The following is a 19,477-nucleotide window of genomic DNA, read 5'->3' as shown; positions in this document are numbered from 1 at the left end:
AAGCGTGGTCAGCCTCCCGCACCCGAGAGCGAGGCCGTACATGAGCTACTACGACATAGAGGGCAACCCCATCAGCCCGGCGCGGGCGCAGGAGCTGCTGGCCGACCGCGCCCGGCGCACGATCGGCGACGACCGCGTCGGCACCGCCGCGGGAACGTTCCGCATCCGCACCCTGCACCTGGTGCTCGACCAGGCCGACGGCGGGACGGTGCCGCTGCTGTTCGAGTCGACCGTGCGCCTGTCGCCGCCGGGCGCCGATCCGGGGACGGGCGGCGAGGAGGTGCTCAGCCTGCACTGGTCCACCAGGCAGCAGGCCGAGGACGCGCACGCCCAGCTCGTCCGCGACATCACCGAGCGGCAGGACCTGCCGTCGTGGGCCCGGGAGGGCGGCTGAGCGCACGGCGGTCACGGGCGGTCGGCGGCGGGCATGAAAAGGGGCCGCGCCGGGCTGGGGGAGCCGGCGCGGCCCTTCGCCGGGGGAACCATCCCATGCCCTGGAGGTGGCCGGCGAGATCAGGAAATCAGTGGTGGAACTGCTCCTCCTCGGTGGAGCCCTTGAGCGCGGTCGTCGAGGAGTCGGGCGCGACGGCCGTGCTGACCAGGTCGAAGTAGCCGGTGCCGACCTCGCGCTGGTGCCTGGTCGCGGTGTATCCGCGCGACTCGGCGGCGAACTCGGCCTCCTGGAGCTCGACGTAGGCCGTCATGCCGTCGGTGGCGTAGCCCTGGGCGAGGTCGAACATCGAGTAGTTCAGCGAGTGGAACCCGGCCAGCGTGATGAACTGGAACTTGTACCCCATGTGCCCGAGCTCGCGCTGGAACTTGGCGATCGTGGAGTCGTCCAGGTGCGCCTTCCAGTTGAACGACGGCGAGCAGTTGTAGGCCAGCATCTGGTCCGGGTAGCGGGCCTTGATCGCCTCGGCGAACTCGCGGGCCACGTCCAGGTCCGGGGTGCCGGTCTCCATCCACAGCAGGTCGGAGTAGGGGGCGTAGGCCAGGCCGCGGGCGATGCAGGAGTCCACGCCGTTGCGCACCCGGTAGAAGCCCTCGGCGGTGCGCTCGCCGGTGGTGAAGGCCTGGTCGCGCGGGTCCACGTCACTGGTCAAAAGCGTCGCGGCCTGTGCGTCGGTCCGCGCGACGATCAGTGAGGGGACGCCGCACACGTCGGCGGCCAGCCGCGCGGCGTTGAGCGTCTTGATGTGCTGGCCGGTCGGGATGAGCACCTTGCCGCCCAGGTGGCCGCACTTCTTCTCGGAGGCGAGCTGGTCCTCCCAGTGCACGCCCGCGGCGCCGGCCGCGATCATGCCCTTCATCAGCTCGAACGCGTTCAGCACGCCGCCGAAGCCGGCCTCGGCGTCGGCCACGATCGGCGCCAGCCAGTGCGGCGCGTCCGGCACGCCCTCCGACCAGGTGATCTGGTCGGCGCGCAGCAGCGCGTTGTTGATGCGGCGCACGACGGCCGGCACGGAGTTGGCCGGGTAGAGGCTCTGGTCCGGGTAGGTCTGGCCGCCGAGGTTGGCGTCCGCGGCCACCTGCCAGCCGGACAGGTAGATCGCCTTCAGTCCGGCCTTCACCTGCTGGACGGCCTGGTTGCCGGTCAGCGCGCCGAGGGCGTTGACGTAGTCCTCGGTGTGCAGCAGGTCCCACAGGCGCTCGGCGCCGAGCCGGGCCAGCGTGTGCTCCTCCTGGACGCTTCCCCGCAACCGGATCACGTCCTGCGCGCTGTACGTGCGCTCGACGCCCGCCCAGCGAGGGTCGTTGTCCCACTTGTCCTGCAGCTGCTCCGCAGCTCCCTTGAGGCGATCGTTCATCGTTCGCTCCTTTGTCGTCCCCTGGGGCTCACGTCGATGATCTGCCCGGAGGCCGCAGGTCAATAGGCTTCAGGGCGGAGAAGAAGCGTCAAAGTTTCCAGCATGTGCATTACTCGTGGGTATTCAGATGAGAAGAAATCGCAAGTTTTCCTGTTGGCCTAGACCAATCCTCATCCCGAGGCGCACGCGGCTCGGGCGTCCCGCTGCGACGCGCCCTGGGTGCCCAAAGGCTAGAAAATGGGCCGAATTTCTGTCTAAGATGCCTGTATGGCGTCCCTGCTAGGCGAAGAACCGCTGTCTTTGACGCAGGAGCTCGATCTGATCGCGTTCGGCCAGCGTCTGCGCCACCTGCGCAAACAGCGCGGCCTCACCCTGTCGGACCTGGGCTCGCGCGTGAGCCGGGCGCCCAGCCAGCTGTCGCTGCTCGAGAACGGCAAGCGCGAGCCCAAGCTCTCGCTGCTCAAGTCCCTGGCGACCGCGCTTGGCGTCCCCGTCGAGGAGCTGCTGCGCCGTCAGCCGCCCAACCGGCGCGCCCAGCTGGAGATCGCGCTGGAGGAGGCGCAGCGCGACCCCATCTACGCCGGGCTCGGCCTGCCCCGGCTCAAGGTGTCCGCGCGCGTGCCCAACGACGTCCTGGAACACCTGCTCGGCCTGTACGGCGAGCTGCGCGCCCGGCAGGCCCGCGGCACCGCCACCCCCGAGGAGGCCAGGGCCGCCAACGCCGAGCTGCGGCGCAGGCAGCGCGAGGTGGGCAACTACTTCCCCGACATCGAGAAGGCCGCGGCCGAGGCCCTCGACGCCGTCGGCTACCGCACCGGAGCCCTGTCCCAGAGCACGATCCAGGGCCTGGTCACGCACTTCGGCTATACCGTCCACACCGCCCAGGACCTGCCGCGTTCGGTGCGTTCCATCACCGACCTCCGCAACCGGCGCATCTACGTCAAACACGAGCAGCTCGGCATGCACACCCCGCGCACGATCCTGCTCCAGACGCTCGGGCACCTCGCGCTCGGCCACGGCAAACCGCGCGACTTCGCCGACTTCCTGCGCCAGCGCACCGAGGCCAACTACTTCGCCGCCGCCGTGCTCGTGCCCGAACGGGCCGCCGCCCCCTACCTCCAGGAGGCCAAGGCGGCGCGGGCGCTGTCGGTGGAGGACCTGCGGGACGTGTTCGCCGTCTCCTACGAGATGGCCGCCCACCGCTTCACCAACCTGGCCACCCACCACCTGGGCCTCGTCTGCCACTTCGTGCGCAACGACGCCGGCGGCACCATCTACAAGGCGTACGAGAACGACGGCATCGTCTTCCCCGCCGACGAGCAGGGGGCCATCGAGGGGCAACGGATGTGCCTGCAGTGGTCGGGGCGGCAGGTGTTCGCCTCGCCCGACCGGTTCTCGGTGTTCTACCAGTATTCCGACTCCCCCACCGGCACCTATTTCTGCGTCGCGCACGTCGATCCCTCGCGGGAACGGGACTTCGCGATCACGCTGGGGGTGCCGTACCGGGAGTCGCGGTGGTTCCGGGGCCGGGAGACCACCAACCGGACCAAGTCAAGCTGCCCCAACGGCGATTGTTGCCGCCGTCCGCCCGCTGAGCTGGCCGAACGCTGGGAGGGCTACGCCTGGCCGTCCGCGCGGGCCAACTCGCACATCCTGGCCGCCCTGCCGCCCGGGTCGTTCCCGGGTGTGGACGAGGCGGACGTCTATACCTTCCTGGAGCGTCACGCCACCCTCGCATAAGCTGACAAGCGGGGGAACGGGGGAGGTGTCGCACATGCTGCCTGATGTGCGGAAATGGTGGCATCGCCGAACGTCGTGCGCCGCGGACTGGCCGCTGCGCGACCTCGTCGCGGCCAAGGGGGGCACCACGGTGAGCGTGGTCCTGCCGGCCCGCGACGAACGGGAGACCGTGGGGGAGATCGTCCAGGTGATCCGGCGCGAGCTGGACGGCCTGGTGGACGAGCTCGTCGTCATCGACTCGTGCTCGGCCGACGACACCGCGCGCGTGGCGGCACGGGCCGGGGCCGCCGTGCACGCCCAGCGCGACATCCTGCCCGAGCTCGCACCGCTGGAGGGCAAGGGCGAGGCACTGTGGAAGTCGCTGGCGGTGACCTCCGGCGACGTGGTGGCCTTCGCCGACGCCGACATCAGGCACTTCCGCGCCTCGCTGGTCGCCGGGGTGCTCGGGCCGCTGCTCACCGACCCCACCGTCGCCTACGCCAAGGGCTGCTACGACCGTCCGCTGAACGGCGCGCCCAACGGCGGCGGCCGCGTCACCGAGCTGGTCGCCCGCCCGCTGATCAACCTGCACTGGCCCGAGCTGGCCGGGTTCGTGCAACCCCTCGCCGGGGAGTACGCCGGCCGCCGCTCGGCCCTGGAACGCGTGCCGTTCCTGACCGGGTACGGGGTGGAGCTCGGCCTGCTCATCGACCTGCTGGACCTGGCCGGGCTCGACGGCCTGGCCCAGGTGGACCTGGGCTCGCGCGAGCACGCCCCGCAGTCGACGGAGGCGCTCGGGGGGATGGCGGCCCAGATCATGCTGGCCGCGTGGTCGCGGCTGCGGCGCCAGGGGAAGATCGAGGCCCGTGATGCGCCGGGGGTGGAGCTGGCCCAGTTCCGGCGGTGCGAGAGCGGCCACGACGTCCTGACCCGCCAGGTCGCCATCGGCGAACGCCCCCCGATGCTCACCCTCCCCCGCCCCACCCGGCCCCCACCAACGTAACCACCTCACCCTGTCGCCTCGCCGCTGTGAGGGGCCCGGCTTGTCGCGCCACTGACGTGAGGGGGCTGGCTTGGCGCCCCGCCGACGTGACGGGCTCAATCACCCTTGGGCCGCCCTTGGCGCGCCTTCGCGATCAGGTCGGGAAGCATGGTTCACCGTGTTCGCCCGCTGGCAGGGGTGGGGGTGAGGGGTTACTTGAGGGCTGCTGTGACGAAGGCGCCGATATGGTCGCGGATGGCGTCGTGGTCTTCGGCGTCGTCGCCGAGCATGATCCGTCCGAGCTGCGGCATCATCGACGGGAACAGCGCGAGCCCGGTCAGCATGAACAACGTGCGCGCCGTCGCCTTCGACGGCTCCTCGCCGCGCCCCGCGGCCAGCGAGGCCGCCTTGCGCGCGCACCGCTCGACCCTGGCCTCCTGGCCGGGCAGCAGCTCCTGGCCGCGGTAGTTGAGCGCCTCCCACATGAGCAGCCGGACCAGGTCGGGATGGCGCCGGTAGTAGTCGGTCAGCCGGGCCACGTAGTCGACGGGGTCGGCGCCGGGCAGGGCGATCTGCGACGTCAGGTCGTCGAGCGCCTCGTTGATGACGGCGTCGAACAGCTTCTCCTTGTTGCCGAAATGCCCGTAGATGCGCTCTTTGTTGACGCCGGCACGCTCCGCGATGCGATCCACGCGCGCCCCTGCCACGCCGTACGCGGCGAACTCCTCGCGGGCGGCTTCCAGCAGGGCGGCGCGGGTGGCGGCGGTCGAGACCTTGGGTGACATGCCCCCATTCTGCCACCAACAACTAGTTGGTTGAAAACCAACTAACTAGTTGACGTCCAACTGGTTGGTTGGCTAACGTCCTCTGGCATGGCACTCACGCTTCCCCGTACGGAGGCCGCTTCGGCAGTCCGTACCGATTACGCCCGTTTCGGCCGCACCCTGTTGGCGTTCACCCTCACCGCGGTCCTGTGCAGCGGCCAGTTGTACATCGTGATCCCTCTCCTGCACGACATGGCGACCGGCTGGCACACCTCGCCCGGCGGCCTGACCTGGCTGGTCACCGCGTTCGGCGCCGGCTACGGCATCGGGTTCCTGGTGTTCGGCCCCCTTTCCGACCGGTACGGCCGCCGCCGTCTGCTGCTGGCCGGTCTGCCGCTTGCCGCGTTGACCAGCGCGTTGGTGGCGTTGAGCCCGAACGTCGAGGTGGCCCTGGTGTTGCGTGCCCTGCAGGGGGTGGCCGTGGCGATGTTTCCGCCCGCCGGCATGGCCTACCTGGCCGAACGGCTTGAGCCGCGGCGCCGCGTGATCGCCATCGCCGCGGTGACCGGCGCTTTCCTGGCCTCGGCCGTGTTGTTGCAGGTCGCCGCGCAGGTGCTGGTCGAGACGATCGGCTGGCGGGGGCTGTTCCTGCTGTCGGCCGCCGGTTTCGCCCTCGCGGGGCTCGGCCTGCGCGCCGTCATGCTGCCCGACCTGCCGCGCCAGGCGGCCGGGTCGCTGCTGTCGGCCTACCGCGCGGTGCCCGGCCTGCTGTTCGACCGGGTGCTCGCGCTGCGTTACCTGGCGACGGTCATGCTGATGGCCGGGTTCGTCGCCGTTTACACCGGGTTGCAGATCTACGGGGGCACGTCCGCCGCCGACCTGCTCACGTTGCGCGCCTCCGGGCTGCCCTCGATCGTGCTGATGCCGGTGCTCATGCCGTGGCTGGCGCGGGTCCCCACCACGGCCAGGGCCGCCGCGTTCCTGGCCGTGGGCGCGCTCGCCCTGGCGGCGGTCGCGTTCAGCGGGGCTGGCGCGCTCGGCCTGGTGCTCCTGCTGGCGGTGTATGTCGCCGCCATCACCGGTGGCCTGCCCAGCATGAACGAGGCCATCTCCGCCCAGGCCGGACCGGCCCGCGGCACGGCGCTCGCGCTCTTCTCCTTCGCCCTCGCCGTCGGCGGCAGTGTCGGTCCGCAGCTCGCGGCCGCCTTCGGCGGATTCACCCCGCTGGTGTACGGCCTGGCGATCGGCATGGGCGTGGCCGCCCTGGCCGTCCTCACCTCCGCCCGCCGCTCCACCCGCACCGCCCGCTGACCCGCCCTGTACTGCCCACTGCTCCACCCGTACCGCCCGCTGACCCGCCCCCTACTGCCCGCCGACCCTCGTACCGCCCGCTGATCCGTTCAGATCCGTCCCTTCAAGGCCCTCATCAGACGCTCCGGCCCGGCGCCTGGTGGGGGCCGGTCTGCGTGTGGCGGTCAGTGGGTCGTGACGAGCCCGCCGAGCGACAGGTCGGGGCGGTCGACCCGCACATCGGGCAGCAGCCACGACGTGTCGATCGCCACCGTGTCGTTGAGCGCCCGCGCCAGGGGGTTGAGTGCGCCGAGCAGCGACTCGCAGTCGCCGTCCATGGAGTGGGCCAGCGAGCACAACCACATCGCGACGTCGTCGGTCTGGCCGTTGAGGTTGAACCGGGCCCGGAACGTCGCGCTCACGGGGTCGTAGGCGTTGTTCGCGTTGTTCAGGGCGAGCGGCGCGGTGTCGAGGAACGTGCCGATGGACGCGCGCTGACGTACCAGCAGGGTGGTGAGGTGGGCGAGATCGCGGGTGTTGGCGGCGATCTCACCCCTGTTGTCCTCGACGAAGTCGGCGACCTGTGTGAGCGTGGAGGACAGCTGACCCAGCACCGCGCGCAGTTCCTCGCGCTCGCCGTCGAGCTGCGCCGACACGCCCGCCAGGTCCTTCATGAACGCCCGGATCCGCGCGTCGTCGCGGGCCATCGCCCCGGTGATCGTGGCCAGGTCGCGGACGGTCTGCGCCAGGTCGTCGCCGTCGCCGGCCAGCACGGAGGCCGCGTCGGACAGGCCCCGTACGGTGGCCCCCACCGTCTCGCCCTGCCCGCCGAACGTGCCCGCCGAGATCCGCAGCAACCGCGCCAGCGCCCCCCGCTCATCCGCCGCCACACCACCCGCCCGTGGCCCCGGCGAGCCGGGCCATGAGGAACCGGGTTGCGGAGAAGGCGATGGCGAGCCGGATCGCGGCGAACCGGGTTGCGGGGAGGGCGGAGGGGGACCGTTCTCGGGCGGAATCGGTGGGGCGAGGGCGGCGGTGAGCTGGTCGTAGCCGCGTAACGCCTCGTCGATCTCGACCGGCGAGCGGCTGTGGCTCAGCGTGCCGCCGTCCTGGAGCACGGGCCCGCCCCGGTACGGCGGCGTGAGCTGCACGAACCGGTCGGCGATCAGCGACCGCGCCACGATGACCGCCTGCGCGCCGGCCGGCACCTTGCGCCCGGCGTCAAGGGCCAGCTCGACCCGGACCTGGGCGCCCGCCGGACAGACCGCGGTGACCCGCCCGACCCGCACCCCGAGGACCCGTACGTCGGAACCGGGATACAACCCCACGGCGGCGTCGAAGTAGGCGACGGCACGGACGCCCGTGACCGGCCTGAGCAGCAGATACGCCGCCCCCAGCGCGAGGACGGCGAGAAGTGCGGCGAGCCGGCGGTCCATCGGCCTTCCTCGATCGACATGGGCGTACGGTGACCAGAACATTACCGTGAGTCGCCACGCCGTCGCACCTTCCGGCTGAGCCCTACTCGCCGGTAGGGTGTTACCGACGGTAACAATGGAACGGCCAGGGAGTGGACGCGATGACCGGGTTCTGTCCGGAGCTCAGTGACGACGTGATCGAGGTGCGTGACTGGGTCCACGCGTTCGCCCGCGACGTGATCCGCCCCGCGGGCGCCGAATGGGACGAACGCGAGGAAACCCCCTGGCCCGTGATCCAGGAGGCGGCCAAGATCGGCCTGTACTCGCTGGACTTCTTCGCCACCCAATGGTTCGAGCAGAGCGGCCTGGCCCTGCCGGTGGCGTTCGAGGAGATCTTCTGGGGGGACGCCGGCATTGGCCTGTCCATCGTCGGCACCGGCCTGGCCGCCGCCGCGCTGTCCGCCAACGGCACCCCGGAGCAGCTGGGGGAGTGGCTGCCGCAGATGTTCGGCACCGAGAACGACGTCAAGCTGGGCGCCTTCTGCGCCTCCGAGCCTGACGCCGGCTCCGACATCGGCGCCATCCGCACCCGCGCCGTCCACGACAACGGGGACTGGGTGCTGAACGGCGTCAAGACGTGGGCCACCAACGGCGGCATCGCCGACGTGCACGTGGTCGTCGCCTCGGTGGACCCGTCCCTGGGCACCCGGGGGCAGGCCAGCTTCGTCGTCCCGCCCGGCACGCCGGGCCTGTCGATGGGGCAGAAGTTCCGCAAGCACGGCATCCGCGCCTCGCACACCGCCGAGGTGATCCTCGAGGACGTGCGCATACCGGGCTCGTGCCTGCTGGGCGGCAAGGAGAAGCTGGACGCCCGCCTGGCCAGGGTCCGCAACGGCGAACGCGCCGGCGAGCAGGCCGCGATGCGCACGTTCGAGACCACCCGCCCGTCGGTCGCCGCGATGGCCGTCGGCATCGCCCGCGCGGGCTTCGAGTACGCCAGGGACTACGCCCGCGAACGCGAGCAGTTCGGCCGCAGGATCGGCGACAACCAGGCGATCGCGTTCCTGCTCGCCGACATGGCGACCCGCGTGGACGTGGCCCGCCTGCTGACCTGGCGCGCCGCCTGGATGGCCCGCAACGGCAGGCCGTTCGAGCAGGCCGAGGGCTCGATGTCGAAGCTGGTGGCGGGCGAGACGGCGGTGTGGGTGACCGAACAGGCGATCCAGATCCTCGGCGGCGCCGGCTACACCCGGGAACACCCGGTGGAACGCTTCCACCGCGACGCCAAGATCTACACCATTTTCGAGGGGACGAGCGAGATTCAACGGCTCATCATCGGCCGCGCGGTAACGGGTCTACCGGTCCGTTGAATAATGTGAGTCGTGGGGTGGCGTGACTCCAGAGCGGTCATCGCCACCCGTCTTCAGCTCGAATTCGCCATTCGCTCAGCGGAACGCGGCGATTACTTGAGGAACTGGAAGATGAACGGCGCGACCAGCCCGATCAGCGCCAGGGCCTCGGTGAGGACGAAACCGAGCAGGATGTTCTGGCGGATCAGCGGATACGCCTCGGGCTGACGGGCGATGGCCTGCACGCCCTGGCCGAAGATGATGCCGACGCCCACGCCGGGGCCGATCGCGGCCAGACCGTAACCGATGGCGGCGATGTTGCCGGAGACTTGAGCGAGTACGTGCATTGCGCCGCCTTTCTGGCGTCCGGTGAAGCAGTGAATCGCTGGTCTGCCTGCATTTCAACCCGTGGACGCGAGAAAGAAAATATGGCGTTTCTCCAATTTGTCCGCAAAATGCTCGTTGATCGGCGTACTGGACAAATCGATCTACATGTAGAACGCGTGAGCGGATCCTTCCGTGCGCCCGGCGCGGGCGCACGGAAGGGCCGGTATCAGCGGGTCTGCCTGCCTTCGATGGTCGCGTCGTGGATGGTCGTGGCGGCGCGGGCCTTGGCGGCCGGCCGGGCGGCGTCGGGGCCGGGCAGGTCGCGGCTGTAGGCGTAGACGACGGCCGCCGTGGCGACCGCGCCGGTGTTCAGCGCGAGCGCCTTGTCGTTGATGTTGGCGATGGTGTCGCAGGCCTGGTGGTAGCAGGGGTCGTAGGGCTGTCCGGCGGTGCCGCCGAAGATCGCGGCCTCCTCGGGCGTCTTGATGCCCTCGGCGCCGGTGAACACTCCGCCGGAGGGGATGCCGGCCTCGATGAACGGGCCGTAGTCGGAGCGGCCGTCGAAGTCGGTGCCGTTGTGCCCCTGGTGCAGCAGGTCGAAGTACTTCTCGTAGAGCTTCTCGATCTCGTCGGAGCCGGGCGGGCCCGCGGGGGCGCCGACGCCGTCGGAGTCGTCGCCGTCGTAGATCTTGAAGGCGTAGTTGGTGGAGCCGAGCATGTCGTAGTCGAGGAAGAGCTTGATCTTGGACAGTTCGGCCGCGGGCAGGGTCTCCACGTAGTGGATCGAGCCGAGCAGGCCCAGCTCCTCGGCGCTCCACCAGGCGAAGCGCAGCCGGTTGCGGGTCGGGATCTTGCCCAGGGCCTCGGCGACGGCGAGCGTGGCGGCGGTGCCCGAGCCGTCGTCGTTGATGCCGGGCCCGGCCGGGACGGAGTCGAGGTGGGCGCCGGACATGACCACCTTGTTCGGGTCGCCCCACTTGGAGTCGGCGATGACGTTGTAGGTGGTGCGCATCTCGCTGACGGTGTCGGTCTTGATGTGGATCACGCCGCCGGTCGTGGCGAGTTCCTGGCCGACGTCGAAGCTGGTGCCCAGTACGGGGATGGTGACGGGCGTGCCGAGGTTGCCGCGCAGGGTCGCGGTGCGGCCCGGCTGGCCCTCGTTGAAGACGATCACCGCCACGGCCCCGGCGGCCTTGGCGTTGTTCGCCTTGACCACGAAGTCGCAGGTGCCGCGCTGCAGCAGCGCGATGTTGCCCGGCGTGAACCCGGCGAAGTCGGCCGCCTCGCACCCGGAGTTGGACGTGCTGGGCGTCGGGCCGGGCGGCAGGACGAGATCGACGTTCTGCAGCGACGCGGTGACCTCGCCGGACGCGGAATAGGTCATGGTGGCGAACTCGCCGACGGAGGAGCCGTCGGGCGGGGTCGGGGTGAAGACGCGCGGGCTGGGGGAGAGGCGCTCCATCAGCGCTGTGGACTTCTCCTCGAAGTAGGCGATGTCGAACGGCTGGAGGGTGACGTTGTACCCGGCCTTCTTGAGCTTGGCGGCGACGTAGTCGCGCGAGGCCAGGTGGCCGCTGGTGCCGGCGGCGCGGTTGCCGTGGTTGGCGTCGGCGATGCTCTGCAACGCCTGCAGATGCTTCTTCACCGCCGGCGCGGTGACCGAGTCGATCAGCTTCTTCTCGGCCGGGGCAGGCGTGGGGTCCGCCTGCGCCGCGGTCGGAAGCAGAGCCAGAGGCAGGGACAGTGCCGCGGCCGTCGCAAGGACGCGGAAGGTGCCTCTGCGCAGGGTGATGCGCATACGAGCTCCTCGAACTGAGATGAAACAGGTGTCTTTCCCGATTCAGCGGCCCAGGAGAATACATAAGCCGACAAATCCACCCGTGGGAAGAATTTGAGTCGTCCGATGTCGGACAAGTGCACCGTGGGGACTGGAGGCGCGCTACCAGCCCAGCTCGTCGCAGCCCTGGTGGTCGACCGGCTCGACCTGCAACGTGGCGTGCGCGATGTGATGGCGCTGCCGCAGCACGTCGCGGGCCCGGTCCAGGACGGCGTGGTTGTCGCCCGGCTCGGCGGTGACCAGGTGCGCGGTGGCCACGTTCATGCCGGAGGTGAGCGTCCACAGGTGCAGGTCGTGCACGTTGTGCACGCCGTCGATGGCCGCCAGGTCGGCCGCCACGGCGGCGGCGTCGATGCCCTCGGGCACGTGCTGCCCCAGGACGGCGAAGACCTGCCGCCCCAGCGACACGGCCCGGACGGCCACGAACACCCCGATGGCCAGCGCGACGACGGTGTCCCAGAACGCCTGCCCGGTGGCGGCCACCAGCCAGCCGGCCACGATGACGCCGACCGAGCCGGCGGTGTCGGCCACGACCTCCAGGTAGGCGCCCTTGACGTTGAGGCTCTCGCTCGCGCCCGAGCGCAGCAGGAGCAGGGCCACGAGGTTCACCACCAGGCCGACGGCGCCGACGACGAGCATCGGCCCGGAGGAGACCTCGGCGTGCCCGCCGATGCGGCCGACGGCCTCGATCACGACGTACAGGGCGACGCCGAGCATCAGCACGACGGCCAGCAGTGAGGCGAACACCTCGGCCCGGTAGGAGCCGTAGCTGCGCCGGCCGGTGGTGTCGGGTCGGGCGGCGATCCTGGTGGCGACCAGCGCCGCGCCGAGCGTGACGACGTCGGCGGCCATGTGCCCGGCGTCCGACAGCAGCGCCAGCGACCCCGAGACGAGACCGTAGCCCAGCTCGACCAGGAAGAACGCGCCGATCAGGATGAAGGAGACCGCCAGCCGCCAGCGGTGCCGCGCCCCGGCGTGCCCCTGGGCCTGCCCGTGCCCGTGTCCGTGACCCATCAGCGTTCGCCCTCCCGTTCCGGGTGGATGGCCTCGGTGTGCTCGGTGTGGGCCAGCGCCAGGTCCAGCAGCATCCGTACGTGCGGGTCCTCCAGCCGGTAGTAGGCCATCCGGCCCGAGCGGCGGGCGGCCACGATGCGATGGGCGCGCAGCAGTCGCAGCGCGTGGGAGACCGCCGACTCGCTCTGCCCGGTCACCGCCGCCAGGTCGCACACGCACAGCTCGCCGTCCAGCAGGGCGACCAGCAGCTTCAGCCGGTTGGGGTCGGACAGCAGGCCGAAGACGTCGGCGGTGTCGGCCAGGTCGGCGGCGGCGGGCATGCGCTCGTGCACGGCCGCGACGCGGTCGGCGTCGACCACCTTGACCGCGCAGCCGTCCACGGCCAACACGTGGTCATCTGAAGAACTGTTCACATGTCCAACTTAGCGGGACAGGCCGGTGATCTGTCAACCGCCTCAGGCCCGCAGCCGCGGGGTCAGCCGCCGCAGCGCCGCCGCCAGCCGGTCCACCTGCGCCGCCGAGGTGAACAGCGCCGGGGTGACCCGGACGGCGTCGCCCCCGGCCATGCCCGTGCGGGCGACCGTGTAGAGGCCGTAGGTGTCCAGCAGGGTGGCGGCGACGGCCTCGTTGTCGGCCGTGGAGGTGCGGCCGGCGATGCGGAAGGCGGTGATCGCGCCGTACATGCCGGGCTCGTCCGGGGTGAGGATCTGCAGGCCCGGCAGGTCGCGGACCTGGCTCACCCAGCGGTCGCGCAGGTGCCGCAGCCTGGCCTGCTTGACGGCCGCGCCGAGCCGCAGGTGGAAGTCGAGCGCGTCGGGGACCGTGAGGGGCGCCGCGACGTCCATGGTGCCCGAGTGCACCCGCGAGCGGATGTCGCCGGCCGGGAAGCTCTCGTCGCCGAGGACGGGCTCGACGTCGGCCAGCCGGTCCCGGCGGATGTAGAGGAACCCGGTGCCGAGCGGCGCGCCGATCCACTTGTGCAGCGAGAACGCGGCGAAGTCGGCGCCGAGGGCGGGCAGGGTGAAGTCGAGCTGCCCCCAGGAGTGGGCGGCGTCCACGACGACGTCCACGCCGCGCTCGCGGGCCATCGCGACGATCTCCCGGACCGGCAGCACCAGGCCGGTGCGGTTGTTCATGTGCGACAGCAGGAGCAGCCGGGCCCTCGGGGTGGTCCGCAGGGCCCGCTCGTAGGCGTCCAGCGCCGCCTGCCGGGTGGCGGGCTCGGGCAGGACGAACCGGGCGACCGTCGCCTCGCGCCGCCCGGCCAGCCAGTTCATGGTGTGCTGGGCGGAGGGGTAGTCCAGGTCGGCGTAGAGCACGGCGTCGCCGGGCCGCAGCCGCCGGTAGCCGGAGATGAGGTTCTGCAGCGCCTCGGTGCCGCCCCGGGTGAGCGCGATCTCCGCACGGGTGACGCCGAGCAGCGCGGCGATCCGGTCGCGAACCTCGTCCGCCCTGCCCTTGTACGCCGTGCGCAGCAGGTGGGAGTTGCGGGCGTTGAGGACGTCGACGTTGCGGTGGTAGGCGCGCCGGACCGGCTCGGGCATGATCCCGTAGTAGCCGTTCTCCAGGTTGACGAAGTCGCCGCTGACCCGGAACTGCCCGGCCACCTCCGCCCAGAAGCGTTCGTCCCGGGCCAGGCTCGCGGCGTCGGCGTCGGCGTCGGCGGCGGCGGCGGCTTGCGGGACGGCCTGCGGGGGCGCCTGCGGGAGCGCTTGCGGGAGCGCGGCCAGTGCGCCGGCCCCGGCGATGACCGCGCGTCTGGACAGGGCCATGAGACACCCCCAAGGTCGGGCGGCGCGTAATTGTGGCCGCGCCGGCGAATGCCAGTCTCGCGGAGAGGTCGCCGCGCGGCGAAAACGGCTCGCCGTCCTTCCCGCCATCCGGCGGGAAATCGAGAAACGGAGGGCGCTCAAGGTGATTCCCGGCGCGATTCCCGTGCGCCGGGAATTTCTTTACCTCGTCCTTGGCCTTTTCCCGGCGCGCCGCGCCGCGTGACGGGCATGATCTGCGGTGATGCTCACGACCAGGTCAGCTCCCGCGCTCCGCCCGCCCGCCTCGGGGGCCGGCCGGTGGTGGCCGCACGCGATGCTGGCCCTCGCCCTGCTGATCACCGTCGTGTTCGCGCACGGCGGCGCGTGCGCGGCCGTCGAGCTGTCCGAGCGGGCCCAGGCCGGGCCCGTCCCGTCCGTCCAGAGCGCCCACCTCGACGTGCACCGGCACGTCAGATGGCTGTCCGGGCGCATGCCGGTGCGCGACGCCGGGTGCCTGCACGGCGAGCTGCCGCCGGGCCACCTGCACGGCACCGAGCAGGAGTGCGCGGCCACCGCGGCCACCGCCGCCGCGCCGGTCGTGGCCGCCGTCCCCGGGCTCGCCGCCGGGCGCGCGGCCGTCGTGCCGGGGTCCGTGCGACCCGCGCCGCGGGCCGCCTCGCGACAGGCCGTTTCAGGCCACGAAAATCTCCGCGTGATGCGCATATAGGACGGGCGTCTTTCGCCGCCGTCCTTTTCCACCGCGCCCGCGGCGTCCTCCGTGCCGCGCGGCCGCCGTTCATCTCGGGGATAAATACCAATGTCGTACGACACTTTGCCGCGCCCTGACATTCTGCCCGCCATCGGAAATTCGGGTATCTGCGTCACCGTCGGAAACACGCCGCTGGCCTTCGTCGCCGCGCCGTTCGTAGCGGACGGCGGCGGCTTCTGGGCCAAGCTGGAGGGCTTCAACCCCGGCGGCATCAAGGACCGGCCCGCCCTGCACATGGTCCGGCAGGCCCGCGCCCGGGGCGAGCTGGCCCCCGGCGCCACGATCGTCGAGTCCACCAGCGGCACCCTCGGCCTCGGGCTGGCCCTGGCCGGGATCACCTTCGGCCATCCGGTCGTCCTGGTCGCCGACCCCGGCATGGAACCGCTCATGCAGCGGCTGCTGGTCTCCTACGGCGTACGGCTGGAGATCGTGCCGGAGCCGCATCCCACCGGCGGCTGGCAGCGGGCCCGCCGCGACCGGGTCGCGGAGCTGCTGGCCGAGCTGCCCGGCTCCTACTGCCCCGACCAGTACGGCAACCCGGACAACGTGGCCGCCTACGCCGGGCTGGCCCGCGAGCTGCTGTCCCAGCTGCCGCACATCGACACGCTGGTCTGCTCGGTCGGCACCGGCGGCCACAGCGCGGGCATCACCCGCGAGCTGCGCCGCCACCTGCCCCGGCTGCGGCTGGTCGGCGTCGACACCGTCGGCTCGACCATCTTCGGGCAGCCCGACCGCCCTCGCCTGATGCGCGGCCTGGGCTCCAGCATCCACCCCGCCAACGTCGCCTACGACGCCTTCGACGAGGTCCACTGGGTGAGCGCCGCCGAGGCGGTGTGGGCCTGCCGCACCCTGGCCGCCCAGCACTACGTCTCCGGCGGCTGGAGCACCGGAGCAGTCAGCCTGGTGGCCCGCTGGCTGGCCGGACGGGCCGGGCCGGGCGGCTGCGTCGTCGCCGTCTTCCCCGACGGGCCCTGGCGCTACTGGAACACGGTCTTCGACGACGGCTACTGCCGCGCCCACGGCCTGCTCGGCGTCACCCCGGCCGACGAGCCCGACGAGCTGGACGACCCCGCCGAGCGCGAGGTGCGCCGCTGGACCCGCTGCGCCGCCGTCCGCGACCCGCTGGCGGGCCGGCGATGAAGGCCACGCTGGCGCAGTTCCGCTCCTTCGACCGGCCGATCCGGCTGCTGCAGATCAACCAGGCGGGCATCAACATCGGCTTCTACATGCTCATGCCCTACCTCGCCCAGCACCTGTCGGCCGGCGCTGGGCTCGCCGCCTGGACGATCGGGCTCATCCTCGGCCTGCGCAACGCCAGCCAGCAGGGCATGTTCCTGATCGGCGGCACGCTGGCCGACCGGTTCGGGCACAAGCCCATGATCATGGCGGGGTGCGCCCTGCGTACCGTGGGGTTCGCGCTGTTCGGGCTCACCACGTCGCTGCCGCTGCTGGTGGCGGCCGCGGTGATCACGGGGCTGGCTGGGGCGCTGTTCAACCCGGCGGCCCGCGCGTACCTGGCCGCCGCGGCCGGGCCGCGCAAGGTGGCGGCCTTCGCCGTGTTCAACGTGTTCTACCAGGGCGGCATCCTGCTCGGGCCGCTGCTCGGGGTGCTGCTGCTGGCGGGCGGGTTCACCGCGGTGTGCCTGGGGGCGGCGGGGATCTTCGCCGTCCTGACCGTGCTGCAGGGGTTCTACCTGCCCGCGCGGCCCCGGGAGCCGGGGCGGGCGCGGCAGCCGGTGCTGCGGGCGTGGCGGCTGGCGTTCGGTGACCGGGCGTTCGTCTCGTTCGCGGCGTCGATGATCGCTTCGTACGCGCTGTCGTACCAGATGTACCTCGCCCTGCCGCTGGCGGTGCAGCGGGCCGGCGGCGGCCAGTGGGCGGTGACCGCCCTGTACACGGTGTCGGCGCTGCTCGGCATCGCCGGGCAGGTGCGCCTGACCGCCTGGTGCGGCGAGCGATGGAGCCGCGGCCAGGCGATCACCCGCGGGCTGACCCTCATGGGGGCGGCCTTCCTGCCCATGGTCGCCGCCGCGCAGCTCCACCTGCCGCGGGCGGCGACGCTGACGGCCGCGCTGGTGTGCGCGCTGCTGCTCGGCGCCGGGACGCTGGTGGCCTTCCCGTTCGAGATGGCCACCATCGCCGACATGGCGGGCGAGGAGCTGGTCGGCACCTACTACGGCCTGTACAACCTGGCCTCCGGCGCGGGGATCCTGGCCGGGAACCTGCTGTCGGGCGCGCTGCTGGACGTCGCCGCCGACGCGGGCTGGGCGGGGCTGCCCTGGCTGTCGCTGACCTTCGCGGGGCTGGTCTCGGCCCTGGCGGTGGCCCGCCTGGAACACCGCAGGGCCCTGCGCCCGCGCCTGCCCGCCGCCATGGCCACCTAGAGCACCGGCGACCCGGTCAGGGCCGGGGGCCGGCGTCCCCGCCGGCGTCGCCGGTGGCGCGCCTGCGGCGGCCGGCCACGACGGTCGCGGCCCCGCCCGCCACCAGGGCCGCCGCGGCCACCCACAACCAGCCGGGCACGCCGCCCGAGCCCGATTCCGCCTCGGCCTGGGCGACCGGCGACGGGGAGGCCGCCGGGGCGGCACCGGCCGTGGTCCCGGTCGGGCTCGCGGCTGTGGCCTCGGTCGGGGCCTCGGTCGGGGCCTCGGTCGGGGTGGCTTCGGGGGCGCTCGTGGCCGGGGTGGCCGGGGCGGTGACGGTGAAGCGCAGTTCGCCGGCGATCGGGTGGCCGTCGGAGGAGACCACCCGCCAGGCCAGCCGGTACCGGCCGGGCTCCAGCGGCGCGGCCGGCTCGGCCTTCACCGTGACGCCCTGGGCCCGCGGCTTGCCCAGCGGCAGGTTCTCGCCCGCCGGGCCGTCGAGCACGAGGGTCGGCATGGTCATGCGGGAGGTGAACTCCAGCTCGATGCTCTCCACCTGCGCGAGCTTGGCGCCGTCGGCGGGCGAGCTGCTCTTCAATCGGTCATGGGCCAGCGCGGCGGGCGCGGCGGCCAGCAGCAGCAGGACGGCGCCGCCGACGGCGACACCGGCACGAAGGGCCGCCCGGAACGGGCGACGCGCGGGACGAAGGGAAGAGGTCACTGCGAACTCCGAGGTTCCTGGATCCGGCTCGACCGCCGGATGGACATGCGGTCCGGCGCGCGACGGGACGCGAGGGGCGTGCCGCGGCGGCGCCGGCTGGGTCGACTACCTGCTGGAGGCACGCCGGACCCGCCGCATGACGGGGAACGTCAGCGGGCGGACGGCCGGGCGCGCGCGGCCGGGCGGGGCGGCCCGCGCCGGGAGAGCACCGGAGCCAGCAGCAGCGCCCGGTGACCCGCCACGGGAGGCCACAGCGGGCACGCGCGGGCGGGCCCGGCGGGCGGCGGAGCCAGCACGGACAGCCAGGCGCACAGGACGGCCCACAGCCGGGCCAGCCGGACCGTGCTCAACCGCAGCAACGCCGCCAGCGCCGCGTCCCCGCGGGCCAGCCACCAGCTCGACGAGAGGGCCACCGCCAGGTGGATCACCACCATCCCGGCGGAGCCGTGCCCATGGACGACGGCCCCGGCGGACGGCCCGGCGGGCGGCCCGGCGAAGGACGGGGAGGAGGCGTCGAGCAGGTGGCTCAGGCCGTACCGGGCGGACTCGGAGGCGTCGAAGAGCTCGTGGAGGCCGTACTGGGCGGCCACGCACATGGCCAGCAGGGGCGCCCGTCCACGAGGGCGGGAACCGGCGGCGTAGGCGGCCGCGAAGGTCGCCGCGACGGCCAGGGCCAGCGGGCCGGGCGCGATCGCCGTGCCGCCGACCAGCATGTGCAGGGCCGCCGAGGCCAGGACGCACACGGCCGTGAACACCGCGGCGCGAAGCGCGCGGACCACGGGACGGCCGACCTGCATCCGGCCATCGTGCCAGAGCCCGTCCAGGCCGTCATCCGCCCCCTTGCGCACCAGGCGGCCGCACCGGGCGACGGGGAGAGGGGGCGGCCGGCAAGGGCCAATGGGTCAATGGTGTTGCGGGGTTTCCAGTTCGCCGCCCAGGCGGTCGCGTAGCCGTTCCAGCAGGTCGGCCGTGGCGACGACGACCCAGCGGTCGCCGACCAGGTACGCGCCGCCGTACGCCTGGGCGATGTCGAGCCAGTCTCGTTTGCCCTGGTCGGTGCTGAACGTCACGATCGTCAGGCGCCCCTGGGGGGTGTCGCAGGCCGCCTGCCGCAGCTCGGCGGCGTCGGTCTGGAGCTTGCCGCCGGGGCAGCCGAGCAGGGCGGTGAGCTGCTTCATGTCGCCGGCCGGCACCTTCGGCGCGACGGCGGCGGCGGGGGCGGGGGGAGCGGCGCCGTGGTGGTGCGCCGGCAGCCCCTGGGGGACGGGGGCGGCCGCGCACCCCGCCAGCAGGGCGATGCCCAGGGCGGCGATCGCCCGCCGCGACGCGCGGACGGGGGCTTCGAGAAGTTCGGGCATGAGGTCGGTG

At 72.4% G+C, this 19,477-nt stretch carries 19 protein-coding genes; 8 read left to right on the top strand and 11 right to left on the bottom strand.

From position 1 onward, the window contains the following. Positions 1 to 40 precede the first annotated feature (40 nt). On the top strand, positions 41 to 394 hold the full coding sequence (locus ACIBST_RS00420; RefSeq protein WP_352351545.1) for a hypothetical protein: 354 nt from the start codon (positions 41 to 43) through the stop codon (positions 392 to 394). A gap of 127 nt (positions 395 to 521) precedes the next feature. Here ACIBST_RS00420 and aceA read toward each other — a convergent pair whose 3' ends face one another. Then, entirely contained in the window at positions 522 to 1,808 is a 1,287-nt protein-coding gene (gene aceA / locus ACIBST_RS00415) for an isocitrate lyase (protein WP_397167797.1), read from the bottom strand. Positions 1,809 to 2,075: 267 nt separating this feature from the next. Between aceA and ACIBST_RS00410 the strand changes: the two genes are divergently transcribed. Then, a complete protein-coding gene (locus tag ACIBST_RS00410; protein WP_352351541.1) occupies positions 2,076 to 3,548 on the top strand; it encodes a helix-turn-helix domain-containing protein in 1,473 nt (490 codons plus the stop codon). Positions 3,549 to 3,582: 34 nt separating this feature from the next. Continuing rightward, positions 3,583 to 4,530 (top strand): glucosyl-3-phosphoglycerate synthase, encoded by a 948-nt coding sequence (locus ACIBST_RS00405; RefSeq protein ID WP_397167796.1) that lies wholly within the window; start codon positions 3,583 to 3,585, stop codon positions 4,528 to 4,530. 191 nt (positions 4,531 to 4,721) lie between these two features. On the opposite strand, the gene ACIBST_RS00400 is transcribed toward ACIBST_RS00405, so the two are convergent. Then, positions 4,722 to 5,294, bottom strand: a complete 573-nt coding sequence (locus tag ACIBST_RS00400) for a TetR/AcrR family transcriptional regulator (RefSeq protein WP_397167794.1) — start codon at positions 5,292 to 5,294, stop codon at positions 4,722 to 4,724. 87 nt (positions 5,295 to 5,381) lie between these two features. Between ACIBST_RS00400 and ACIBST_RS00395 the strand changes: the two genes are divergently transcribed. Beyond that, positions 5,382 to 6,584 carry an MFS transporter gene (locus tag ACIBST_RS00395; RefSeq protein WP_397167793.1) on the top strand — a complete coding sequence of 401 codons (1,203 nt, stop codon included), beginning with the start codon at positions 5,382 to 5,384 and terminating at the stop codon, positions 6,582 to 6,584. A 164-nt stretch (positions 6,585 to 6,748) separates the two neighbouring features. Here ACIBST_RS00395 and ACIBST_RS00390 read toward each other — a convergent pair whose 3' ends face one another. Next, on the bottom strand, positions 6,749 to 7,999 hold the full coding sequence (locus tag ACIBST_RS00390; protein WP_397167791.1) for an MCE family protein: 1,251 nt from the start codon (positions 7,997 to 7,999) through the stop codon (positions 6,749 to 6,751). A 140-nt stretch (positions 8,000 to 8,139) separates the two neighbouring features. On the opposite strand from ACIBST_RS00390, the gene ACIBST_RS00385 reads away from it, so the two are divergent. Then, entirely contained in the window at positions 8,140 to 9,348 is a 1,209-nt protein-coding gene (locus tag ACIBST_RS00385; protein ID WP_397167790.1) for an acyl-CoA dehydrogenase family protein, read from the top strand. A gap of 92 nt (positions 9,349 to 9,440) precedes the next feature. On the opposite strand, the gene atpE is transcribed toward ACIBST_RS00385, so the two are convergent. The 5 genes from atpE to ACIBST_RS00360 all read right to left on the bottom strand — a co-directional run bounded on the left by atpE (position 9,441) and on the right by ACIBST_RS00360 (position 14,277). Continuing rightward, positions 9,441 to 9,674 (bottom strand): ATP synthase F0 subunit C, encoded by a 234-nt coding sequence (atpE, locus tag ACIBST_RS00380; protein WP_397167788.1) that lies wholly within the window; start codon positions 9,672 to 9,674, stop codon positions 9,441 to 9,443. 206 nt (positions 9,675 to 9,880) lie between these two features. Further along, on the bottom strand, positions 9,881 to 11,452 hold the full coding sequence (locus tag ACIBST_RS00375) for a M28 family metallopeptidase (RefSeq protein WP_397167787.1): 1,572 nt from the start codon (positions 11,450 to 11,452) through the stop codon (positions 9,881 to 9,883). Between the two features lie 141 nt (positions 11,453 to 11,593). Next, the gene (locus ACIBST_RS00370; RefSeq protein WP_397167785.1) at positions 11,594 to 12,505 is read right to left on the bottom strand and encodes a cation diffusion facilitator family transporter; all 912 of its coding nucleotides are present in this window, start codon (positions 12,503 to 12,505) and stop codon (positions 11,594 to 11,596) included. Continuing rightward, positions 12,505 to 12,894: an ArsR/SmtB family transcription factor gene (locus tag ACIBST_RS00365; protein ID WP_397167783.1), complete on the bottom strand. Its 390-nt coding sequence runs from the start codon at positions 12,892 to 12,894 to the stop codon at positions 12,505 to 12,507. The genes ACIBST_RS00370 and ACIBST_RS00365 overlap by 1 nt, the downstream gene beginning before the upstream one ends. A gap of 66 nt (positions 12,895 to 12,960) precedes the next feature. Further along, positions 12,961 to 14,277 carry an aminotransferase class V-fold PLP-dependent enzyme gene (locus tag ACIBST_RS00360; protein ID WP_397167781.1) on the bottom strand — a complete coding sequence of 439 codons (1,317 nt, stop codon included), beginning with the start codon at positions 14,275 to 14,277 and terminating at the stop codon, positions 12,961 to 12,963. Positions 14,278 to 14,518: 241 nt separating this feature from the next. On the opposite strand from ACIBST_RS00360, the gene ACIBST_RS00355 reads away from it, so the two are divergent. The 3 genes from ACIBST_RS00355 to ACIBST_RS00345 all read left to right on the top strand — a co-directional run bounded on the left by ACIBST_RS00355 (position 14,519) and on the right by ACIBST_RS00345 (position 17,409). Then, entirely contained in the window at positions 14,519 to 14,983 is a 465-nt protein-coding gene (locus ACIBST_RS00355; protein ID WP_397167779.1) for a hypothetical protein, read from the top strand. 90 nt (positions 14,984 to 15,073) lie between these two features. Next, entirely contained in the window at positions 15,074 to 16,165 is a 1,092-nt protein-coding gene (locus ACIBST_RS00350; protein WP_397167778.1) for a PLP-dependent cysteine synthase family protein, read from the top strand. Continuing rightward, the gene (locus tag ACIBST_RS00345) at positions 16,162 to 17,409 is read left to right on the top strand and encodes an MFS transporter (RefSeq protein ID WP_397167776.1); all 1,248 of its coding nucleotides are present in this window, start codon (positions 16,162 to 16,164) and stop codon (positions 17,407 to 17,409) included. Before ACIBST_RS00350 ends, ACIBST_RS00345 begins: the two co-directional genes overlap by 4 nt. Before the next feature lie 16 nt (positions 17,410 to 17,425). Here the strand turns inward: ACIBST_RS00345 and ACIBST_RS00340 are convergent, their stop codons facing one another. The 3 genes from ACIBST_RS00340 to ACIBST_RS00330 form a co-directional block, all read right to left on the bottom strand. Then, on the bottom strand, positions 17,426 to 18,109 hold the full coding sequence (locus ACIBST_RS00340) for a copper resistance protein CopC (protein WP_397167774.1): 684 nt from the start codon (positions 18,107 to 18,109) through the stop codon (positions 17,426 to 17,428). A 149-nt stretch (positions 18,110 to 18,258) separates the two neighbouring features. Then, positions 18,259 to 18,906, bottom strand: coding sequence for an MFS transporter (locus ACIBST_RS00335; protein WP_397167773.1), 648 nt, complete (start codon positions 18,904 to 18,906; stop codon positions 18,259 to 18,261). Positions 18,907 to 19,011: 105 nt separating this feature from the next. Then, entirely contained in the window at positions 19,012 to 19,467 is a 456-nt protein-coding gene (locus tag ACIBST_RS00330) for a hypothetical protein (RefSeq protein WP_397167772.1), read from the bottom strand. Positions 19,468 to 19,477 lie beyond the last annotated feature (10 nt).

It is taken from the genome of Nonomuraea sp. NPDC049684 (assembly GCF_044465345.1).
Taxonomy (GTDB): Bacteria; Actinomycetota; Actinomycetes; order Streptosporangiales; family Streptosporangiaceae; genus Nonomuraea.
This window is presented reverse-complemented; position numbering and strand designations above follow the sequence as displayed.